This window comes from Shewanella sp. Scap07, from assembly GCF_013394145.1.
GTDB lineage: Bacteria > Pseudomonadota > Gammaproteobacteria > Enterobacterales > Shewanellaceae > Shewanella > Shewanella waksmanii.
Genome location: NZ_CP041329.1, coordinates 4,621,934 through 4,639,211 on the forward strand (window position 1 = coordinate 4,621,934; position 17,278 = coordinate 4,639,211).

A 17,278-nucleotide genomic window follows, 5' to 3' on the forward strand; every position below is an offset into this window, starting at 1 on the left:
AGGAATTTATCATGGTCGGGTTAGATGCGTTATATTCAATGCTGGCAAAACCAGTGCAAACGCAGTTACGTAAGAAGCGGATTGTAGAGCAAACTGATGATACAGCTGGCATTTCAGCCGATAGTCATGAGGCGCCACAATCGCAATTGCCGCCTAATCTGGAACGCCGCAAAAATACCGAAGACCGGCGCGGGGACGCGCGTGGCGATCGCCGAGGCCAAGCCGAGCGCGATGAACAAATGCGTCGCATGCAAGCTGAAGCCGCTAAAAAACCTCTGCCCACCATCGACATTGATGTGTGAGCGCCGCTTAACGGAGTGACCTCAATCAGCCTACAGCCATTGCTCCACTATTAGCATAACCACCAGCATTGAACCCAATTGCTTGGCAATTGCGATATACGGCGCTAATGGTCGATGACGTTATTGACCGCTCGCTGCCAGCCTGCATATAAAGCTTCACGGCTGTTGGCATCAAGGTTGGGCTTAAACGATTTATCAATGCCGGCTTTACGTTTCAATTCTGCGGTCGATTGCCAAAAACCCACTGCTAGGCCAGCCAGAAAAGCGGCACCTACAGCAGTAGTTTCTGTCACAGTAGGGCGCAGCACTTCGACATCGGTAATGTCCGCTTGAAACTGCATTAAGAAGTCATTGGCCACGGCGCCACCATCGACTTTAATCTGTTTGAGCTCAACACCACTGTCTTTACTCATGGCATCCAGTAAATCTCGGCTCTGATAGGCAATGGCTTCTAACGCGGCCCGAATAATATGATTGCGATTAGCACCACGAGTTAAACCTACCAAGGCTCCCCTGGCATTAGGATCCCAATACGGCGCGCCTAAGCCCACAAATGCTGGCACTAAGTAAACACCGTTAGTATCTGCCACTTTCTCGGCAAAATATTCAGTATCTTGGGCATCACGGATCAGGCCTAACTCATCACGTAGCCATTGGATGGTAGCCCCGCCCATAAATACGGCCCCCTCAAGGGCATAGTTGATACCACCATCAGGGCCAATAGCCACCGTAGTGAGTAACCCATGGGCTGATTTCACTGCTTGCTCGCCAGTATTCATCAGCAAGAAGCAGCCGGTACCATAAGTATTCTTGGCCATGCCTTCATCAATGCACAATTGACCAAACAGGGACGCTTGTTGATCGCCTGCGATACCAGCAATCGGTATCTCTCCACCTTCGCCAGCAATACGAGTGCGGCCATAAATCGCGCAAGAAGGTGCCACTTTAGGTAGCATTGAGGCGGGAATATCTAACATGCCGAGTAACTTATCATCCCACTGCTGCTGATGAATGTTATACAACATAGTGCGTGATGCGTTGGTTGGGTCAGTGACATGCACTTGCCCTTCAGTCAGTTTCCACACTAACCACGTATCTATGGTGCCAAATAGCAGATCGCCTGCTTGGGCTTTTTCTTTAGCCCCTTCAACGTTGTCGAGGATCCAGCGAATTTTAGTCGCCGAGAAATAAGGGTCTAATACTAAGCCAGTATTATCGTTGACATACTCTGCCCAGCCTTGCTGCTTGAGGGTCTCACAAATAGGTTGGCTGCGGCGGCATTGCCACACAATAGCATTGTGGATCGGTTTACCTGTATGTTTGTCCCAAACTACCGTGGTTTCGCGCTGATTAGTGATACCAATTGCGGCAACTTCATCACTACGAATTCCAGCTCGGGCCAATACTTCTATCATGGTTGAGCTTTGCGATGACCAAATCTCCATTGGATCATGCTCTACCCAGCCAGCTTTGGGGTATATTTGGCTAAACTCACGCTGGGAAACGGCAACAATATTGGCGTCATGATCGAAAACAATGGCTCTGGAACTGGTGGTTCCTTGATCTAATGCGATGACATAACGCTTACTCACAATCTGCTTCTCCGTTTATTGCTGTGTATGTTGTGGCATGCCAATCTCTGGCTCAGTTGGAGTTATGACCTCATCGCACGGGTGCGCGGGTAAATACCATAGCTCAACAATTTGATTATTCTTAACCCGAAAGTTACCAATGGCACATTGGCTGTGTTGTTCACCTTCATGCTGCCAGGTCACTTGCTCAACCGTACTTACGTAGGGGCCTGACACCAGTAAATCGACAATAACGGCATTGGCGTCGGTCAGTGTTTCAAAATAGTCCGCCATCGCCGCAGCAAACTCAGCCTGATTGCCTGTCTCAACCACAACTTTAGTGCCAGTGATGTTCATCCACCGCACATCTTCTGTTGTATATTGCAGCATTTGTTCAACACTATGTTGATTATAGCTATTAATAAAAGCACGCACCGTTTGTTCGGCAGATTCATTTGCCGATACGTTTGCGGCCAATAAAGTTAGGCCGGCAATCATCCAAGAAAGCTTCATTGTTCACTCCGGTGTTATGACTTCTGTATTGAGGTTGCCAGTTCTCTTCTGCAAGTAATATGTAGAAAAAAATGACGTTATGTTACTTATTTATGATGAATATAAGCGCTCTAAGTTCCTTTCGCCACTAGATTATTTATTGCTAATAAAAAAACACCCCGTCATGGACGGGGTGTTTTAATCAAACTTAAACTGCCAAGAGTGTCGCTATAGCTTGTAACTTAGCTGCGCACCCACTAACCAAACATCACCGCTGGCTTGGCCATCAAACTGTACACTCGCTAAATCAAGCAAGGTCATCGACTCATTAATTGGCGCATCACCGTGTGCTTTAATATAGGTCACGGCAAAATCCAGGGTCATCTTGTCAGAGGCTTGGTACGCAGTTCCTAAACTGAACCACACACGATCAGAATCGGGAATAGTAATAGTACGGTATTCATCTTCTACCGCTGTTTTGTCTAGTGCCACGCCACCACGAACTAACCAGTCTTGGTTAATTTGATAGGTCGTCCCCACCGCAAAGCGCCAGTTGTCTTTAAAGTTCTCTTCTTTCACCAGATCTTTATCGATGTCGCCAACAGGTTTTTGATCGCCAGGGAAATAAGCCACTAACTCATCAAACACACTCCATTGAGTCCAATTGATGCTGGCATGCATAGCCCAGTTATCACTCAACTGATGATGAGAAGCCAATTCAGCAAAAGCGGGCAGCTCTAGCGGCATATAGCCTTCAATACTCACATCTTGTCCGCCGTCATACAGCAGGCCCGATGCATGGCCGTCAAGCTCAAGCTTTACCCCACTATGATAGGCAAAGCCCAGACGATGAGCAGCGTTAATTTGCCACGCAGCCCCCACTTTCCAGCCAACAGCCAGATCGTCCCCTTCCATGCTCTTAAGCGTCGTGCCACTTGGTGGTAACGCTGCAACGATTTCTGCCGGCAAGCCAGGTAATGCAGCGATACCGTCTATCCAACCTGGCGCACTCGCACCAATTTTGCCATCACCGTACACAATACGTAGACCGGCGCCTACTGAGAAAGCTTCATTCACTTTATAGGCAATATTGGGATTAAACTCGACTGTGGTAATACCGGTTTCATTGCCAAAAATTGCTGTTGGATGAGTATCTGGTACCTCGGTCGCCAAACCGTAGTTAGAGTTGACCCCAAGTCCCCATGTCCATTGCTCGTTTAGTTGCTGCGAGAAATAAAAGTTAGGCACAACGGCACTATCCGCAACATCTAAGGCATCGGCATTCATCACCATTGGCTCTGGGCCGAGAATCGGTGAGGCTAAAGCAAGATCACCATGCACATCCACATTGGGCATCACATAGATCGCGCCCGCAGAGAATTGACTACCTTCGAGGTAAGTTAACATGGCAGGGTTACGGGCTTGCGTTGAGGCATTGTCGGCCATTGCCGCTTCACCGGCAAAAGAGCGACCTTGACCCGATGCTGAATACTCCGCAAGCTGGAAACCCGCTGCGCTAACCTGAGAAGACTGACCTAACAAAGCTGCAGTAACAGCTAAAAATACTATCCGCTTGTTCATTGATATTCTCTTATATTTATCTGTAGATAGAGCATGAACTCTATTTTTCGCACCGAGAGTCTACTCACGCAGAATATCTTTACAAGCAAATCCGTAAAAATAGTGTTTTACACTAGTGCCAACGCATTTTTGCAGTGAATATTTTGAGGCTAAACGTATTTCAAACAGCGTTAACATGGGAAGATTAAGAGTGGGATTCGCTGACAACTTTTACTTTGTTATTCACAATTGAATTATTTTTGATAAAAAACAATCAATTAAAGTAAAACCTATTCAGCACACGTGTTAGCTGCTAATCAGCAAAAAACACAGCATAAATCACTAATTGGCACAAAAGTGTGACGTTTAACAAATTGAATAATGAAAAAGATTAGATAAATCAAAAGGTAACAATTAAAGGTGTTGCATAGTTAAAACAAAGCCAGCTAAGCTTGCGCTTAACTGGCTACAATTTTTACATCTATTGGTACATATGTACGCTAAGCACGCCAAGCAGGAATATTGTGCTCGTAGCTTTCAATTTTATCTTGGTGACTTAAGCTCAACCCAATGGCATCTAAGCCATTGAGTAGGTTATGTCTGGCTGAGTCAGCAATACTAAAACTAAACACATCACCACTAGGCGCTGTAACGGTTAGCGCCGCTAGATCCACTGTGATTTTCGCGCCTTCTTGAGCCGCAACCTCATCCATCAACTGTTGCACTTGCGCGTCAGTCAATTTGACCGGCAATAAACCATTGTTAATCGAATTGCCATAAAAGATGTCAGCAAAGCTAGGGGCGATAATCACCCGTAGGCCAAAGTCAGCCAATGCCCATGGCGCATGTTCACGGCTTGAACCACAACCAAAGTTTTCCTGCGACAACAAGATTGACGCACCCTTATACCTTGGCTGGTTTAGGGTAAAATCTGGGTTAGGTTGATCGCCAGCATCATCTAAGTAACGCCAATCATGAAACAGGTGAACACCAAAGCCATCTCGGGTCACCTTAGATAAAAACTGTTTCGGAATAATTTGATCGGTATCCACGTTAGCGCTATCGATCATCACCGCTAAACCGGTATGGGTAGTAAATGCTTCCATGATGCGCTCCTAGTAATCTTTACGAATATCAACAAAATGACCGGCTACCGCAGCCGCTGCTGCCATAGCTGGACTCACCAAGTGAGTACGACTTCCGCGGCCTTGACGACCTTCAAAGTTACGGTTACTTGTTGAAGCGCAACGATCGCCAGCTTCTAAGCGATCATCATTCATGGCCAAACACATAGAGCAGCCAGGTAAACGCCATTCAAAACCGGCATCGATAAAGATTTTATCTAACCCTTCCGCTTCGGCTTGCTCTTTCACTAAGCCAGAACCGGGTACGACAATCGCAGTAACGCCTTGTGCGACTTGACGCCCTTTAGCTTGATTGGCCGCGCTGCGTAGATCTTCAATGCGCGAGTTAGTACAAGAGCCGATAAATACCTTATTGATTGATACATCGGTCATCAAGGTGCCGGCGTCTAACGCCACATACTCTAGCGCTTTTTCGATACTGGTGCGCGCAGTCGCGTTATCTGCAGACTCAGGGCTTGGCACCGCTTGGTCAATTGCTACCACTTGGCCTGGGTTGGTCCCCCAAGTCAGTTGCGGAGCAATATCTTTTGCTTCTAATACCACGCTGGCATCAAACACCGCACCTTCGTCGCTACGCAATTGTTGCCACGCCGCCACGGCTTGTTCCCAAGCGTCACCCTTAGGAGCAAACTCACGACCTTGTATATAGTCGATGGTGGTTTGGTCTGGTGCAATCATACCTGCCTTCGCGCCCATTTCGATGGCCATGTTACACACGGTCATGCGTCCTTCCATGGTTAATGCTTCAATCGCTTCACCACAAAACTCAACCACATAACCTGTGCCGCCATCCATACCGATTTTACCGATAATCGCCAGCACAATATCTTTAGCAGTAATACCGTCAGCCACATGACCACGCACCTCAATCTTCATGGTTTTGGCTTTCAGTTGACGCAAAGTTTGCGTTGCCATGACGTGCTCAACTTCAGAGGTACCAATACCAAAAGCGAGCGCACCAAAAGCACCATGGGTGGCGGTATGTGAATCACCACAAACAATCACAGTGCCCGGCAGGGTAATACCTAGTTCTGGCCCCATAACATGGACAATGCCTTGGTTTTTGTGGTGAATATCATACAAGCGAATACCAAACTTCTTACAGTTGCTCGCTAAAGTCTCAACTTGCGTACGTGCCATTGGGCTTAACGCATCTAAGCTAGCACTTTTAGTTGAGGTATTGTGATCCATCGTCGCGAAGGTTTTTTCAGGGGCGCGCAATTGACGACCAGCCACTTCTAAACCGCTAAAAGCCTGCGGAGAGGTCACTTCGTGAACAAGGTGACGGTCAACATAGATAAGCGGCGCTTCACCTTCAACTTGGGCAACAATGTGACTGTCCCAAACTTTCTCATACAGTGTCTTAGCCATTATTTGGCCTCCCTGACAGCTTGAGCAATATAATCACCCATTTCACTGGTCGATTTGGCATTACCACGCTCACTAGCAGGCAATAACTCACCGGTTAAATAGCCATCGGCTAAGGCTTTCGATACCGCTGATTCAATCGCACTTGCAGCATCTTCAAGCTTTAAGCTGTGACGCAATAGCAATGCGGCAGACAAAATCTGCGCCACAGGGTTAGCAATACCTTGGCCGGCAATATCAGGGGCACTGCCACCAGCAGGCTCGTACAAGCCAAAACCTTCGCTATTTAAGCTTACCGATGATAGTAGTCCCATCGACCCGGTTAGCATGGCAATTTCATCGGAAATAATGTCACCAAACAGGTTAGAACACAGCATAATGTCAAACTCATCAGGACGACGTAATAGCTGCATGGTGGCATTATCAATATAGATATGCTCTAACTCGACATCTGGGTAGTCTTTAGCCACCTCTTCAACGACTTCACGCCAAAGTACTGAACATGCAAGTACATTGGCTTTATCCACTGAAGTGACTTTTTTGCGGCGACCTTGAGCAGCTTCAAAGGCAATTTTAGCAATGCGGCGGATCTCTTTGCGGCTATAGCGCATAGTATCAAACGCTTCTTCTGCTTCACCTTCGCCTTGACGACCTTTAGGCTTGCCAAAGTAAATCCCACCGGTAAGCTCACGTACGCATAACACGTCGAAACCACGGCTAGAGATATCGCTACGCAGTGGCGACATATGCTCAAGTCCACTATGCAATTTAGCTGGGCGCATATTACAGAACAGCTCAAAATGACCTCGCAATGGCAACAATGCACCACGCTCAGGTTGGTCATTCGGTGATAAGTGCTCCCACTTAGGGCCACCGACAGAGCCAAACAAAATGGCGTCGGCGTTTTCACAGCCCTTTAAAGTACTTTCTGGCAATGGGCAGCCTTGATTATCGATGGCTGCGCCACCTACATCGTATTCGCTATACTCAATATCTAAGTCAAAACGCTCTTCCACTGCGGTCAGCACTTTACGTGCTTCTGCCATCACTTCTGGGCCAATGCCGTCACCGGCCAACACCGCTATTTGATAACTCATACGACTCTAAACTCCTGCTCATCTCAATCGTTAATTTCTTAAATTTGTCAATTAAATCGCTATCTACACGCCACCAAGCTCAGCGCGTTTTTGTTGTATTTTTTGTTTGCTTTCAGCCACTTTGTCGGCACGCCAAGTCAAATTCATCACATGAATTAGTGCCTGTACTGACGCTTCAACAACATCGGTCGCTAGCCCCACGCCGTGGAAACTTTGCTGGTGATAATCTGCTTGAATGTCCACCTGGCCTAACGCATTTTGCCCTTCGCCTTTAGCACTTAGCTGATAGCCAGTGATATCTATCTTGCAGTCGCTGGCGCGTGCAATAGCGTTGTAAGCGGCATCAACTGGGCCATTACCCGTTGCGGCTTCTGTCACGGTTTCGCCATTGGCTTCAATGGTCACAGTAGCAGTAGCACTGCCCTGAGTGGAGTCAGCGTGAACCACCAACTGTTGTAGCTGGTAATGATCGTCTTCTTCGGCTTGCGCTTCCATAAAGGCTAAAGCCTCTAAATCGTAGTCGAACACTTGGCCTTTCTTATCGGCCAAGGCCAAGAATGCTTCGTACAATGCATCCATGTCATAATCCTGCTCACCGTAGCCCATCTCTTCCATACGGTGCTTAATGACATGTCTTCCTGAACGCGAAGTCATATTGAGATTATTACGATTTAAGCCAATGCTTTCAGGCGTCATGATTTCATAGGTGTTTTGCGACTTAAGCACACCGTCTTGGTGAATACCTGACGAGTGAGTAAAGGCGTTAGCCCCCACAATGGCTTTGTTAGCCTGTACTGGCATATTACAAAGCTGGCTGACTAAACTCGACGTACGGTGGATCTCTTTAGCATTAATGCCAGTCTCTAAACCCAAAGCCGCTTTGCGGGTAGAAAGGATCATGGCGATCTCTTCTAAAGAACAGTTACCGGCACGCTCACCAATACCGTTAACGGTACACTCAATTTGACGTGCGCCATGCTGCACCGCCGTAATGGAGTTTGCCACAGACAAGCCCAAATCATCATGGCAGTGAACTGAGATCACCGCTTGGTCAATATTAGGAACGCGATTAAATAGGGTTTCAATGATAGTGCCAAACTCGCTGGGCACGGTGTAACCTACCGTGTCAGGGATGTTAATGGTCTTAGCACCCGCTTTAATAGCTGCTTCAACCATACGGCATAAGTTATCAATCGGTGTACGGCCAGCATCTTCACATGAAAACTCAACATCGTCGGTAAAGCGACGAGCATATTTTACCGCGCCAACTGCCATGTCTAATACTTGATCAAACGAGCGCTTTAGCTTGCTTTCAACATGAATAGTAGAAGTAGAGATAAAGGTGTGAATACGGAACTGGTCGGCAACCGACAATGACTGCGCGGCAGCATCAATGTCTTTTTCCAGAGCCCGTGCCAATGCACACACTCGGCTGCTTTTCACCGTTCGGGCAATGGTCTGTACTGACTCGAAATCACCTGGCGATGATACCGGGAACCCCACTTCCATTACATCCACACCAAGTCGTTCTAGTGATAGAGCAATCTGAAGCTTTTCCTTAACCGTTAAACTTGCTGCCAGCGCTTGTTCGCCGTCACGTAGGGTCGTATCAAAAATTATCACTCGGTTAGACATCTGGTTTCTCCGTGGAACGTCAGGTTCTATCTTTTGTCAGTTTTCATATCCATAAACAAAAAAACCCCGCGGGTTTGTGCGCGGGGTTTATGAATGCTGTGGTGTTTAGTTAAGCGTGCAACACTACATTCTCCGCGCAGAAACTGCGAGAATGAGAATAAGGAGGCTGAGTAGTGCACGAATATTTGTCATCTTTGTATTCAGTAAATTTATATAATTATGCGTTCGTTTTTTATCTTAGCGGTTATTTTTTAACGTGTGTAGCGGTGAGTGTCAACCCCATTTTTTTCATCTAAAACAGATTAGACCAGCAAATAAGTCCCATAAACTGGCGCTAGCGGCTCACGTTAAGCTAGCTAACCCTATGGGAATAGGGCTTTAAGCCAATTAGTCACGCTAACAACCCAATTAGACTAAATATACAAAATAAAGCAAATTTAGTGTGCGACTCTATATAAAAAATCGGTATAATAAATACTCAGGACCTATCAAAATTACGATGCATACGGAGCGGCAACAAATGGATTTTCGTGTCATAGTGCTAAGCCTAGTATTTTGGCTGCCTTCGCTATGGGCTAACACCACGCCATCTCTGACCGATCTCGCCACCCAAGTTTACCCCTATCCAGCGCAAACCTTAGAGCAGATCAACAATATAGAACGACAACGTTTACCGGAGTTCGATGAAGGGTTGCCACGACTGCAGTTGGCCCTGCTCAAATGTGAAACCTTTGTTCAACAAGGCGAGTATGAAGCAGCCCTCAACTTGGCGCGTATGCATGAGGCTCGGGCCAAAGCCAAGCAACTTCCCCAAGCTACGCCTTACTTTTTAAACTGTATGGCAGCGGCATTCATGCAATACGGCGATGTACGTCAAGCGCTACCGATTCTTGATAAGGCAGTATTGCTGTCCCGAGAGCAACAACAACCGCAATCACTGGTCAATGCCCTGCTGCTTAGGGCCCGTATCGATATCGACACTGCCAGTTATAGCAGCGCATTAGAAGATTTGCGTCTTGCCACCGATATTTACCCAGATACAGCCCGCCAAGCTACCAATTGGATCACGCCGCCTAAAGCGTATATTGATATTGCCATGGCAGACCTATATGCGTTACGAAATCAAACCAATCAAGCGTATCAGTTGGTATTACGGGCGCTCGACCAACCGCAAGTTGTCGGCAAAGTACGCTTAGCCGTGACTCTTTCACTGGCGAGAATCGCTCAGCAAAACAATCAAATTGCCAATCGTGACGCCTTCATTTTAGAAGCTAAAAATCTGCTGCCTGAACTCGGCTCGGCGGTGGAACTCGCCAGCAGTTATCAGCAGTTAGCCGAATTAGAATTTGCCCGTGGCAACTATAAAAGTGCCAAGCAACTTTTGGAACTGGCGCTCAACTCCTTTAGCAAGCATAAACGCACCTTAGGCGAATTGACTGCTACCCGCAGCTTGGCACAACTGGCTTTAGCCACAGGAGAAGAAGCCAAGGGCCTAGCCTTAATGGAGCAAGTGCTTACCCAGGCCCAACGAAGCGCCAAATATGAGCAGCTTAACATCGCCTTTCAAATCCTCAGCGATTATTACGCCGAGCAAGGCGATTACGAGCAGGCCTACGATTATCAGTTGTTGCGATACGATGCCGCCAGCAACGCCTATAACTTTTTAAAAGATACCCGCCTGCTGCAGTTAAAAGCACGACTAAGCCGCCAGCAACAATTAGTCCGCTCACAACAAATGCCCAACCTCCCGCTGCTCGATAACGGCTTAGGCATGGGCTACGCAATTGGGGCCATCTTTCTGCTTATCAGCCTGATGAGTGTGGGCATTTTTATCAAAAACCGTAAGAAACCACTCAACACTTTTAGTAGCACAATAAGCAATAGTTACACCGCCGATGCGCAGCAGCGTATGGAGCAGTTAATACAAAGTGCTAAACATTCAGGGTTTGCTATCAGTCTACTGTTGGTTGATTTGGGTAAGGTCTACCCCGGCGACACCGGCGTCATAAAAGAGATTTTAGCCAATAAGCTACGTGACCAAGATCTTTATAGCTTTAATGACCGTGAACAGCTGATCATCATGTTGCCATTTACGCTGAATAAAGGAGCCATGAATGTCGCTGCACAATTGCAAAGTGCATTGGTGCCCTTGATAGCAGATGAGCATCTGAAGGTGGGCTTGGCCGTTATGCAGCAACAAGACGGGTTAACCTCGCTGATGAAACGCGCACAGATCAACCAAGTGACCAATATGAAGCGTTATAACCAGCAACAAGTCACCAGTTAATCGCCCTCACTGAGGTAGTTGCTGATTTCATCTAAAAATTCGTCACCAAAACGGTTGAGCTTAGTTTCACCCACACCATTGACTGCCAGCATCTCTCCAGCACTGGTGGGCAGCATTGCCGCCATTTCAGCAAGGGTTGCGTCGTTAAACACCAAATAAGGTGGCACATCTAACTCTTCGGCTAAGGTGCGGCGCAGCAACTTCAATCGGGCAAATAGTTTACGATCGTAATTCAGCGGCGCTCTGGCACTACTGCGGCGTTTAGTGATAGTTGCTATCTCAAGCCTAGGTTCGGCAAGCTGCAATTCAACACTGCCTTTCAACACATCACGGGCTAACGGATTAAGCGTCACCGATGAACCCCGCGATATATCTTGGCTGGCATAGCCAAGATGAATGATCTGCCTCACCACACTGAGCCAAAATTCGTGAGTTTTATCTTTGCCAATTCCCCAGGTCGATAACTTGTCGTGCCCGCGATCAACCACGTTAGCCGCTTTAGAGCCACGCAGTACATCAATCAAATGGTTAATACCAAATCGCTGTTGTAGACGATAAATACACGACAATACTTTCTGGGCATCTTCAACGCCGTTATAACGCTTTGGCGGGTCTAAACAAATATCGCAGTTACCACACGCTTGGGTGGCACTTTCATCAAAATAGTGCAGCAAGACTTGGCGGCGGCACGTTTGCGCTTCGGCAAAGGCAGCCATGGTATTAAGTTTATGAAACTCTACTTGCTGTTGCGGCCCAGGTTCCGATTGTTCAATCAAATGCCGAACGCGGCCAATATCACTGGGATCAAATAGCATCAGTGCTTCCGCATCCAGTCCATCACGACCGGCGCGCCCCGTTTCTTGGTAATATGCTTCAACACTTTTGGGGATATCGTAGTGCACCACAAAGCGCACGTTAGATTTATTGATCCCCATACCAAAAGCAACCGTCGCCACGACAATATCCAGCTGGTCACGCAAGAAACGCTCTTGCACATCGGCACGTTCTTGTTGGGTTTTACCGGCATGATAAGCTTCGGCTTTGTAGCCTTGCAGGGTCAAACGTTCGGCGACTTCATCAACACGGCGACGGCTACTGCAATAAATAATACCGCTATTGCCTTGCTGAGCTTGTACAAACTGTCTGAGCTGATTCGCAGCATTGAGCTTCTCGGCCACGGTATAACGAATATTGGGACGATCAAAACTGGTGAGCAACACGTAGGGATTAATGCCTAAACGCGTACAGATATCTTGGCGTGTCACCTGATCGGCCGTGGCGGTTAATGCCATAACGGGTACGTGGGCAAATAACTGCTTTAGCTGTCCAAGTAACGCATATTCAGGGCGAAAGTCATGGCCCCATTGCGAAATACAGTGGGCTTCATCGATGGCAAATAACGATAGCGGCAGTGCCTGCATGCGCTCAATAAAGTTAGGCATCAACAACCGCTCTGGCGATACATATAAGAGCTTCAACTCACCGCGATGCATCTTTTGATATATGCCTTGGGTATCTTCGCGAGACAGTGATGAATTGAGGTAAGCTGCGGCGACTCCCATCTGAGTCAAACTGTCGACCTGATCTTTCATCAATGAGATAAGCGGTGAGACGACAATGGTCAGCCCCGGCAACATGGTCGCAGGCAACTGATAACACAAACTCTTACCACCACCGGTTGGCATAATCACCAAACTGTCTAGGCCTTGGCATGCTTGTTCAATCACTTCACGCTGGCCTGAACGAAAAGTACGGTAACCAAATACCGCCTGCAGTTTGGCAGCCAGCGGGTCAGCGTCTATCGATTCAACAGCTACAGCAGTGGTCATTAATTCACATCATCTCACTTCAAGGGAGGCCTATTCTAATCAAGCTGGGCGGTGTTGTCTCGACTGAAATGCTTTTTTCTTCACCACCAAAGCGCGGTGGTCGGCGGCTGAATAAAATTTCAGCAAATGCTTGCCTATCTCCGTCAATTAGCGATAGATTAAATACTCTAACCATAACAATACGATCGACATTATGACCGATACCGTGCAAGCAACGATGTTAGCCAACGTGGCAGAAATCTTTGATAAACATGTGCCGTTTCATAACTTACTGGGCATGGACATTAAACGTTACGACACCGAAGGGGTTGAAGTTGAAGTCAGCATGAAACCCGAGCTCATTGGCAACATTCACCAGCAAATTCTTCATGGTGGCGTCACCGCAACGGTACTGGATGTGGTCGGCGGACTGACCGCCTTTTCAGGCCTAGTCGCCAGCCGAGACGATTGGAGTCTAGCGGATTTAGAAAAGCGGATTCAAACCTTAGGCACCATCGATTTACGTATTGATTATTTGCGCCCTGGGCGCGGCGAGCTGTTTACCGGCACCGGCACCGTAATACGCGCGGGCAACAGAGTCTCGGTATGTCGCATGGAGCTGCATAACGAACAAGGCTCGCATATTGCCTTTGGCACAGGCACATACATGGTCGGCTAACTCGCGTAATAGCTTGCTGTCAGCAAATCTTGCCTAAGTGGCAGGGTTTACTAACAAGGCTAAGTCAGTTTAGTTATCACGCTAAACTTGAGAGATCTGCCACCGCCCCCTACAATGCGGTTCCGTTACCGATTAAAACAGTAGAACCATGGCTGATCTCGAATACCGCAAAGGCATCGCCTTAGCGCTTTGTGCCTATTTCCTTTGGGGCATCGCGCCCATCTATTTCAAGCTATTACATAGCGTATCAGCGTCTGAGATTCTGGCGCATCGCGTGGTGTGGTCGTTTGTATTTATGATTATTCTGATGCAGTTTATCGGTGGATTTAGCAAGCTCAGGGCATTGTTTAAGCAGCCAAAACAACTTGGTGTGCTGGCGGTAACTTCGGTCTTAATTGCCGGCAACTGGCTGCTGTTTATCTGGGCTGTTAATAACGACCACATGCTCGATGCCAGCTTAGGTTACTTTATTAACCCGCTATTTAACGTGTTACTAGGGATGATTTTTCTCGGCGAGCGGCTACGTAAATTACAATGGTTTGCAGTGGCACTGGCAGGAGTTGGCGTGGTTATCCAGCTTATCTCCTTTGGCTCGATTCCACTGGTATCCTTGGCTTTAGCAGGTTCTTTCGGCTTTTATGGCTTACTGCGCAAGAAGGTCAACGTCGATGCCAAAACCGGATTACTAGTAGAAACCGCATTGCTACTTCCCATTGCTGCCATCTATCTAATAATGACGCTCGACAGCGCTAGCGCTAGCATGCTGACAAACAGCCTAAACATGAACTTGATGTTGATTGCTGCCGGTGTCGTCACTTCTGTACCCTTACTGTGCTTTGCCGGTGCCGCAACCCGTATTCCGCTGTCTATGCTGGGCTTTTTCCAATACCTTGGCCCCAGCATTATGTTCATCTTGGCCGTCAGCCTCTATCACGAACCATTTGATTTAGAAAAAGGCATCACCTTTGGTTTCATCTGGTGTGCGCTGGTAATTTTTAGTATCGATATGCTTTATAAGCGTAAGAAATCGAGTTGAACTAACACCTCGCTGGCACGTTGACATATTATGTCAATGTGCCAAAATGGCAATCATCTTAGATAATAAGGAGTTTGTCTATGTCGCAAGTTTATCTGCTAGAACCTATGTCAACCACAGGCCAATGGAGCTTTATTGGCCTCATCGCGATGTTAGTTGGCATCGCCGCTTTGGTATTTTTTAAGCGCATGCCGCAACCAGCAAAAGTGGCCAGCATGGCATTAATGGTGCCACTCATCTTGGCGTTTAGCTGGGTTCTGTATCAAATCAATGACGCTAAGCTGGTGATCGACGAGCAAACCTTAACCCTTGATGTGCCTGTTTACGGCTTTAGTTTACCTCTCTCGGAAGTCGATATGCAGGCGATTAGCTATCTAGACTGGCACACGCAGCCGGATCTCAAACCAAGACTGCGCACTAATGGCATTGGCATGCCTGAACTCCAACTGGGTTGGTTCAAACTGAAAAACCAGCAAAAAGCTTTCATGGCGATGACCGACCAAAGTAAGCTCATTATGATCCCGACGAGTCATGACTATCCAATTATCTTGAGCCTACAACAACCGGGCGATTTAGTGGGCAAGTAACGCCAAGCCATAAAAAAATGCGAATCTATTGATTCGCATTTTTGGGCAAATTACAGTTCCAATGCCAATATTTTCGACTTGCGCTGATAGTTATAAAGCTGCTTTTTCTTATCGGGTAAGGCATCTACATCAACAATTTCAAAGCCATGCTCTAAGAACCAATGGATACTGCGGGTGGTTAGCGCAAATAGCCGAGAGTATCCACGTACCCGCGCTTGGCCAATAATGTTTTGTAGCAACAAGCTACCACGATCGGCATCGCGATAATCTGGATGCACCACCAAGCAAGCAAACTCACCGGCGTTATCTTCTTCAAATGGATAGAATGCCGCACAGCCAATCACTAGGCTGTCACGTTCAATCAGCATAAACTGCTCAATCTCCATCTCAAGCTGCTCACGGGAGCGACGCACCAAGATGCCTTTTTCTTCTAGCGGCCTGATAAGGTCTAAAATACCACCAATATCACCAATATTGGCTCGACGTAATCGCTCAGCACTCTCGGTTACAATCTGAGTACCAATGCCATCACGGGAGAACAGCTCTTGCAACAGCGCACCATCGTCGAGGTAACTCACAAAGTGGCAGCGCGCCACGCCATTACGACAGGCATCAATACTGGCTTTCAAGAACGCTTTAGTACCAACACATAAATTATCTTGCTCAGTAATACCCGACAAAATTTGCTGTGCATCGGTTGGCATTAATTCTGCCAACACTTCGCCGGTTTCATCTAAGATACCTTTTTGCGAGCTGAAGCCAATCATCTTGTCAGCATTGATTTTAACCGCAATTTGGGTGGCAACCTCTTCGGCAGTTAAGTTAAAGCTCTCACCGGTCACTGAGGCCGCCACAGGGCCTAATAATACTATGCCGCCATTATCAAGTTGCGAACGCAGGCCCACCACGTCAATACGGCGCACCTTGCCGCTAAGGCAGTAATCCACACCATTATCGATACCCAAAGGCTGGGCTATGACAAAGTTCCCACTCACAACGTTAATCTGCGTGCCCTGCATTGGCGTATTACTCAGGCTCATTGATAACCTGGCGGTAATATCCAGCTGTAGCCCACCCACAACCTGTTTGATCACTTTAAAAGCGTCTTCTTCGGTGATACGGATGCCGTTGTAATACTCAGGGATTAACTGGTGCTGCGCCAGCGCTTCATCGATTTGCGGTCTGGCACCATGCACCAGCACCATCTTGATGCCCAGGCTATGCAATAGTGCAATGTCGTTGATGATTGAGCGAAACTGACCTTGGGCCAGCGCTTCTCCCCCTAACATCACCACAAATGTTTTGCCCCTGTGTGCATTAACATAGGAAGCGGAATGACGAAAACCATCGACGAGTTCGGTAGTACGCACAGGTGTTAACCTCAAATAAGCTCGATTTCTGCCGAGCAGGAATAAGAAGTCAATATTATTGCATTTTAATTCACTTTAAAAGCATTTAATTGCAACCATGGGATATCAATCGCCTTAATGGAGAGTTTTTATACCAATCAGTATAAACATTTAGTCGCTCAGCGAGAATTTAGCGGTTCTGAGGCAAGGCCCTTAAATGCTCCTGCATTAATGACATTCACCACATCCATGTGGTTTGCAACGAGTGAAGAGCATAGTTATTCTACGGTTAAGCTCGTTAACACAGCATCAGAATCGCTAAAACTCGCCATTGTGGCGCGTTTTAGGCTGCCTACTTCTGC

At 47.3% G+C, this 17,278-nt stretch carries 14 protein-coding genes; 5 read left to right on the plus strand and 9 right to left on the minus strand.

The window, feature by feature from the left end; all coding sequences use genetic code 11:
* Positions 1 to 11 precede the first annotated feature (11 nt).
* On the plus strand, positions 12 to 302 hold the full coding sequence (locus tag FLM48_RS20335) for a hypothetical protein (protein ID WP_179025929.1): 291 nt from the start codon (positions 12 to 14) through the stop codon (positions 300 to 302).
* Between the two features lie 104 nt (positions 303 to 406).
* Here the strand turns inward: FLM48_RS20335 and glpK are convergent, their stop codons facing one another.
* From glpK to leuA, 7 genes are all read right to left on the minus strand, one after another.
* Positions 407 to 1,894: a glycerol kinase GlpK gene (glpK, locus tag FLM48_RS20340; RefSeq protein ID WP_179025930.1), complete on the minus strand. Its 1,488-nt coding sequence runs from the start codon at positions 1,892 to 1,894 to the stop codon at positions 407 to 409.
* 15 nt (positions 1,895 to 1,909) lie between these two features.
* Positions 1,910 to 2,386: a nuclear transport factor 2 family protein gene (locus FLM48_RS20345; RefSeq protein WP_028771840.1), complete on the minus strand. Its 477-nt coding sequence runs from the start codon at positions 2,384 to 2,386 to the stop codon at positions 1,910 to 1,912.
* Positions 2,387 to 2,593: 207 nt separating this feature from the next.
* Positions 2,594 to 3,946: an outer membrane protein transport protein gene (locus FLM48_RS20350; RefSeq protein ID WP_028771839.1), complete on the minus strand. Its 1,353-nt coding sequence runs from the start codon at positions 3,944 to 3,946 to the stop codon at positions 2,594 to 2,596.
* A 479-nt stretch (positions 3,947 to 4,425) separates the two neighbouring features.
* On the minus strand, positions 4,426 to 5,031 hold the full coding sequence (gene leuD, locus FLM48_RS20355) for a 3-isopropylmalate dehydratase small subunit (RefSeq protein WP_179025931.1): 606 nt from the start codon (positions 5,029 to 5,031) through the stop codon (positions 4,426 to 4,428).
* Between the two features lie 9 nt (positions 5,032 to 5,040).
* Positions 5,041 to 6,441, minus strand: a complete 1,401-nt coding sequence (gene leuC, locus FLM48_RS20360) for a 3-isopropylmalate dehydratase large subunit (RefSeq protein WP_179025932.1) — start codon at positions 6,439 to 6,441, stop codon at positions 5,041 to 5,043.
* The gene (gene leuB, locus FLM48_RS20365; protein WP_179025933.1) at positions 6,441 to 7,535 is read right to left on the minus strand and encodes a 3-isopropylmalate dehydrogenase; all 1,095 of its coding nucleotides are present in this window, start codon (positions 7,533 to 7,535) and stop codon (positions 6,441 to 6,443) included. Before leuB ends, leuC begins: the two co-directional genes overlap by 1 nt.
* A 63-nt stretch (positions 7,536 to 7,598) precedes the next feature.
* Positions 7,599 to 9,170 carry a 2-isopropylmalate synthase gene (gene leuA, locus FLM48_RS20370; protein WP_179025934.1) on the minus strand — a complete coding sequence of 524 codons (1,572 nt, stop codon included), beginning with the start codon at positions 9,168 to 9,170 and terminating at the stop codon, positions 7,599 to 7,601.
* A 520-nt stretch (positions 9,171 to 9,690) separates the two neighbouring features.
* Here leuA and FLM48_RS20375 point away from each other — a divergent pair.
* Positions 9,691 to 11,457 carry a lipopolysaccharide assembly protein LapB gene (locus FLM48_RS20375; RefSeq protein WP_179025935.1) on the plus strand — a complete coding sequence of 589 codons (1,767 nt, stop codon included), beginning with the start codon at positions 9,691 to 9,693 and terminating at the stop codon, positions 11,455 to 11,457.
* Here FLM48_RS20375 and recQ read toward each other — a convergent pair.
* Positions 11,454 to 13,286, minus strand: a complete 1,833-nt coding sequence (gene recQ / locus FLM48_RS20380; protein ID WP_179025936.1) for a DNA helicase RecQ — start codon at positions 13,284 to 13,286, stop codon at positions 11,454 to 11,456. The genes FLM48_RS20375 and recQ overlap by 4 nt on opposite strands.
* A 193-nt stretch (positions 13,287 to 13,479) precedes the next feature.
* Here recQ and FLM48_RS20385 point away from each other — a divergent pair, with 193 nt between their 5' ends.
* The 3 genes from FLM48_RS20385 (at position 13,480) to FLM48_RS20395 (ending at position 15,567) form a co-directional block, all read left to right on the plus strand.
* A complete protein-coding gene (locus FLM48_RS20385) occupies positions 13,480 to 13,944 on the plus strand; it encodes a thioesterase family protein (RefSeq protein ID WP_028771833.1) in 465 nt (154 codons plus the stop codon).
* Positions 13,945 to 14,092: 148 nt separating this feature from the next.
* Positions 14,093 to 14,980: an EamA family transporter RarD gene (gene rarD / locus FLM48_RS20390; RefSeq protein ID WP_179025937.1), complete on the plus strand. Its 888-nt coding sequence runs from the start codon at positions 14,093 to 14,095 to the stop codon at positions 14,978 to 14,980.
* 80 nt (positions 14,981 to 15,060) lie between these two features.
* On the plus strand, positions 15,061 to 15,567 hold the full coding sequence (locus tag FLM48_RS20395; protein ID WP_179025938.1) for a PH domain-containing protein: 507 nt from the start codon (positions 15,061 to 15,063) through the stop codon (positions 15,565 to 15,567).
* Positions 15,568 to 15,617: 50 nt separating this feature from the next.
* On the opposite strand, the gene argA is transcribed toward FLM48_RS20395, so the two are convergent.
* Positions 15,618 to 16,937, minus strand: a complete 1,320-nt coding sequence (argA, locus tag FLM48_RS20400; RefSeq protein WP_028773493.1) for an amino-acid N-acetyltransferase — start codon at positions 16,935 to 16,937, stop codon at positions 15,618 to 15,620.
* Positions 16,938 to 17,278 lie beyond the last annotated feature (341 nt).

Excerpts from the sequence above, each read along its gene's own strand:
- FLM48_RS20335 (WP_179025929.1), top strand. The coding sequence starts at position 12 with ATGGTCGGGTTAGATGCGTTATATTCAATGCTGGCAAAACCAGTGCAA.
- FLM48_RS20345 (WP_028771840.1), bottom strand. The coding sequence starts at position 2,386 with ATGAAGCTTTCTTGGATGATTGCCGGCCTAACTTTATTGGCCGCAAAC.
- FLM48_RS20350 (WP_028771839.1), bottom strand. The coding sequence starts at position 3,946 with ATGAACAAGCGGATAGTATTTTTAGCTGTTACTGCAGCTTTGTTAGGT.
- leuD (WP_179025931.1), bottom strand. The coding sequence starts at position 5,031 with ATGGAAGCATTTACTACCCATACCGGTTTAGCGGTGATGATCGATAGC.
- leuC (WP_179025932.1), bottom strand. The coding sequence starts at position 6,441 with ATGGCTAAGACACTGTATGAGAAAGTTTGGGACAGTCACATTGTTGCC.
- leuB (WP_179025933.1), bottom strand. The coding sequence starts at position 7,535 with ATGAGTTATCAAATAGCGGTGTTGGCCGGTGACGGCATTGGCCCAGAA.
- leuA (WP_179025934.1), bottom strand. The coding sequence starts at position 9,170 with ATGTCTAACCGAGTGATAATTTTTGATACGACCCTACGTGACGGCGAA.
- FLM48_RS20375 (WP_179025935.1), top strand. The coding sequence starts at position 9,691 with ATGGATTTTCGTGTCATAGTGCTAAGCCTAGTATTTTGGCTGCCTTCG.
- recQ (WP_179025936.1), bottom strand. The coding sequence starts at position 13,286 with ATGACCACTGCTGTAGCTGTTGAATCGATAGACGCTGACCCGCTGGCT.
- FLM48_RS20385 (WP_028771833.1), top strand. The coding sequence starts at position 13,480 with ATGACCGATACCGTGCAAGCAACGATGTTAGCCAACGTGGCAGAAATC.
- rarD (WP_179025937.1), top strand. The coding sequence starts at position 14,093 with ATGGCTGATCTCGAATACCGCAAAGGCATCGCCTTAGCGCTTTGTGCC.
- FLM48_RS20395 (WP_179025938.1), top strand. The coding sequence starts at position 15,061 with ATGTCGCAAGTTTATCTGCTAGAACCTATGTCAACCACAGGCCAATGG.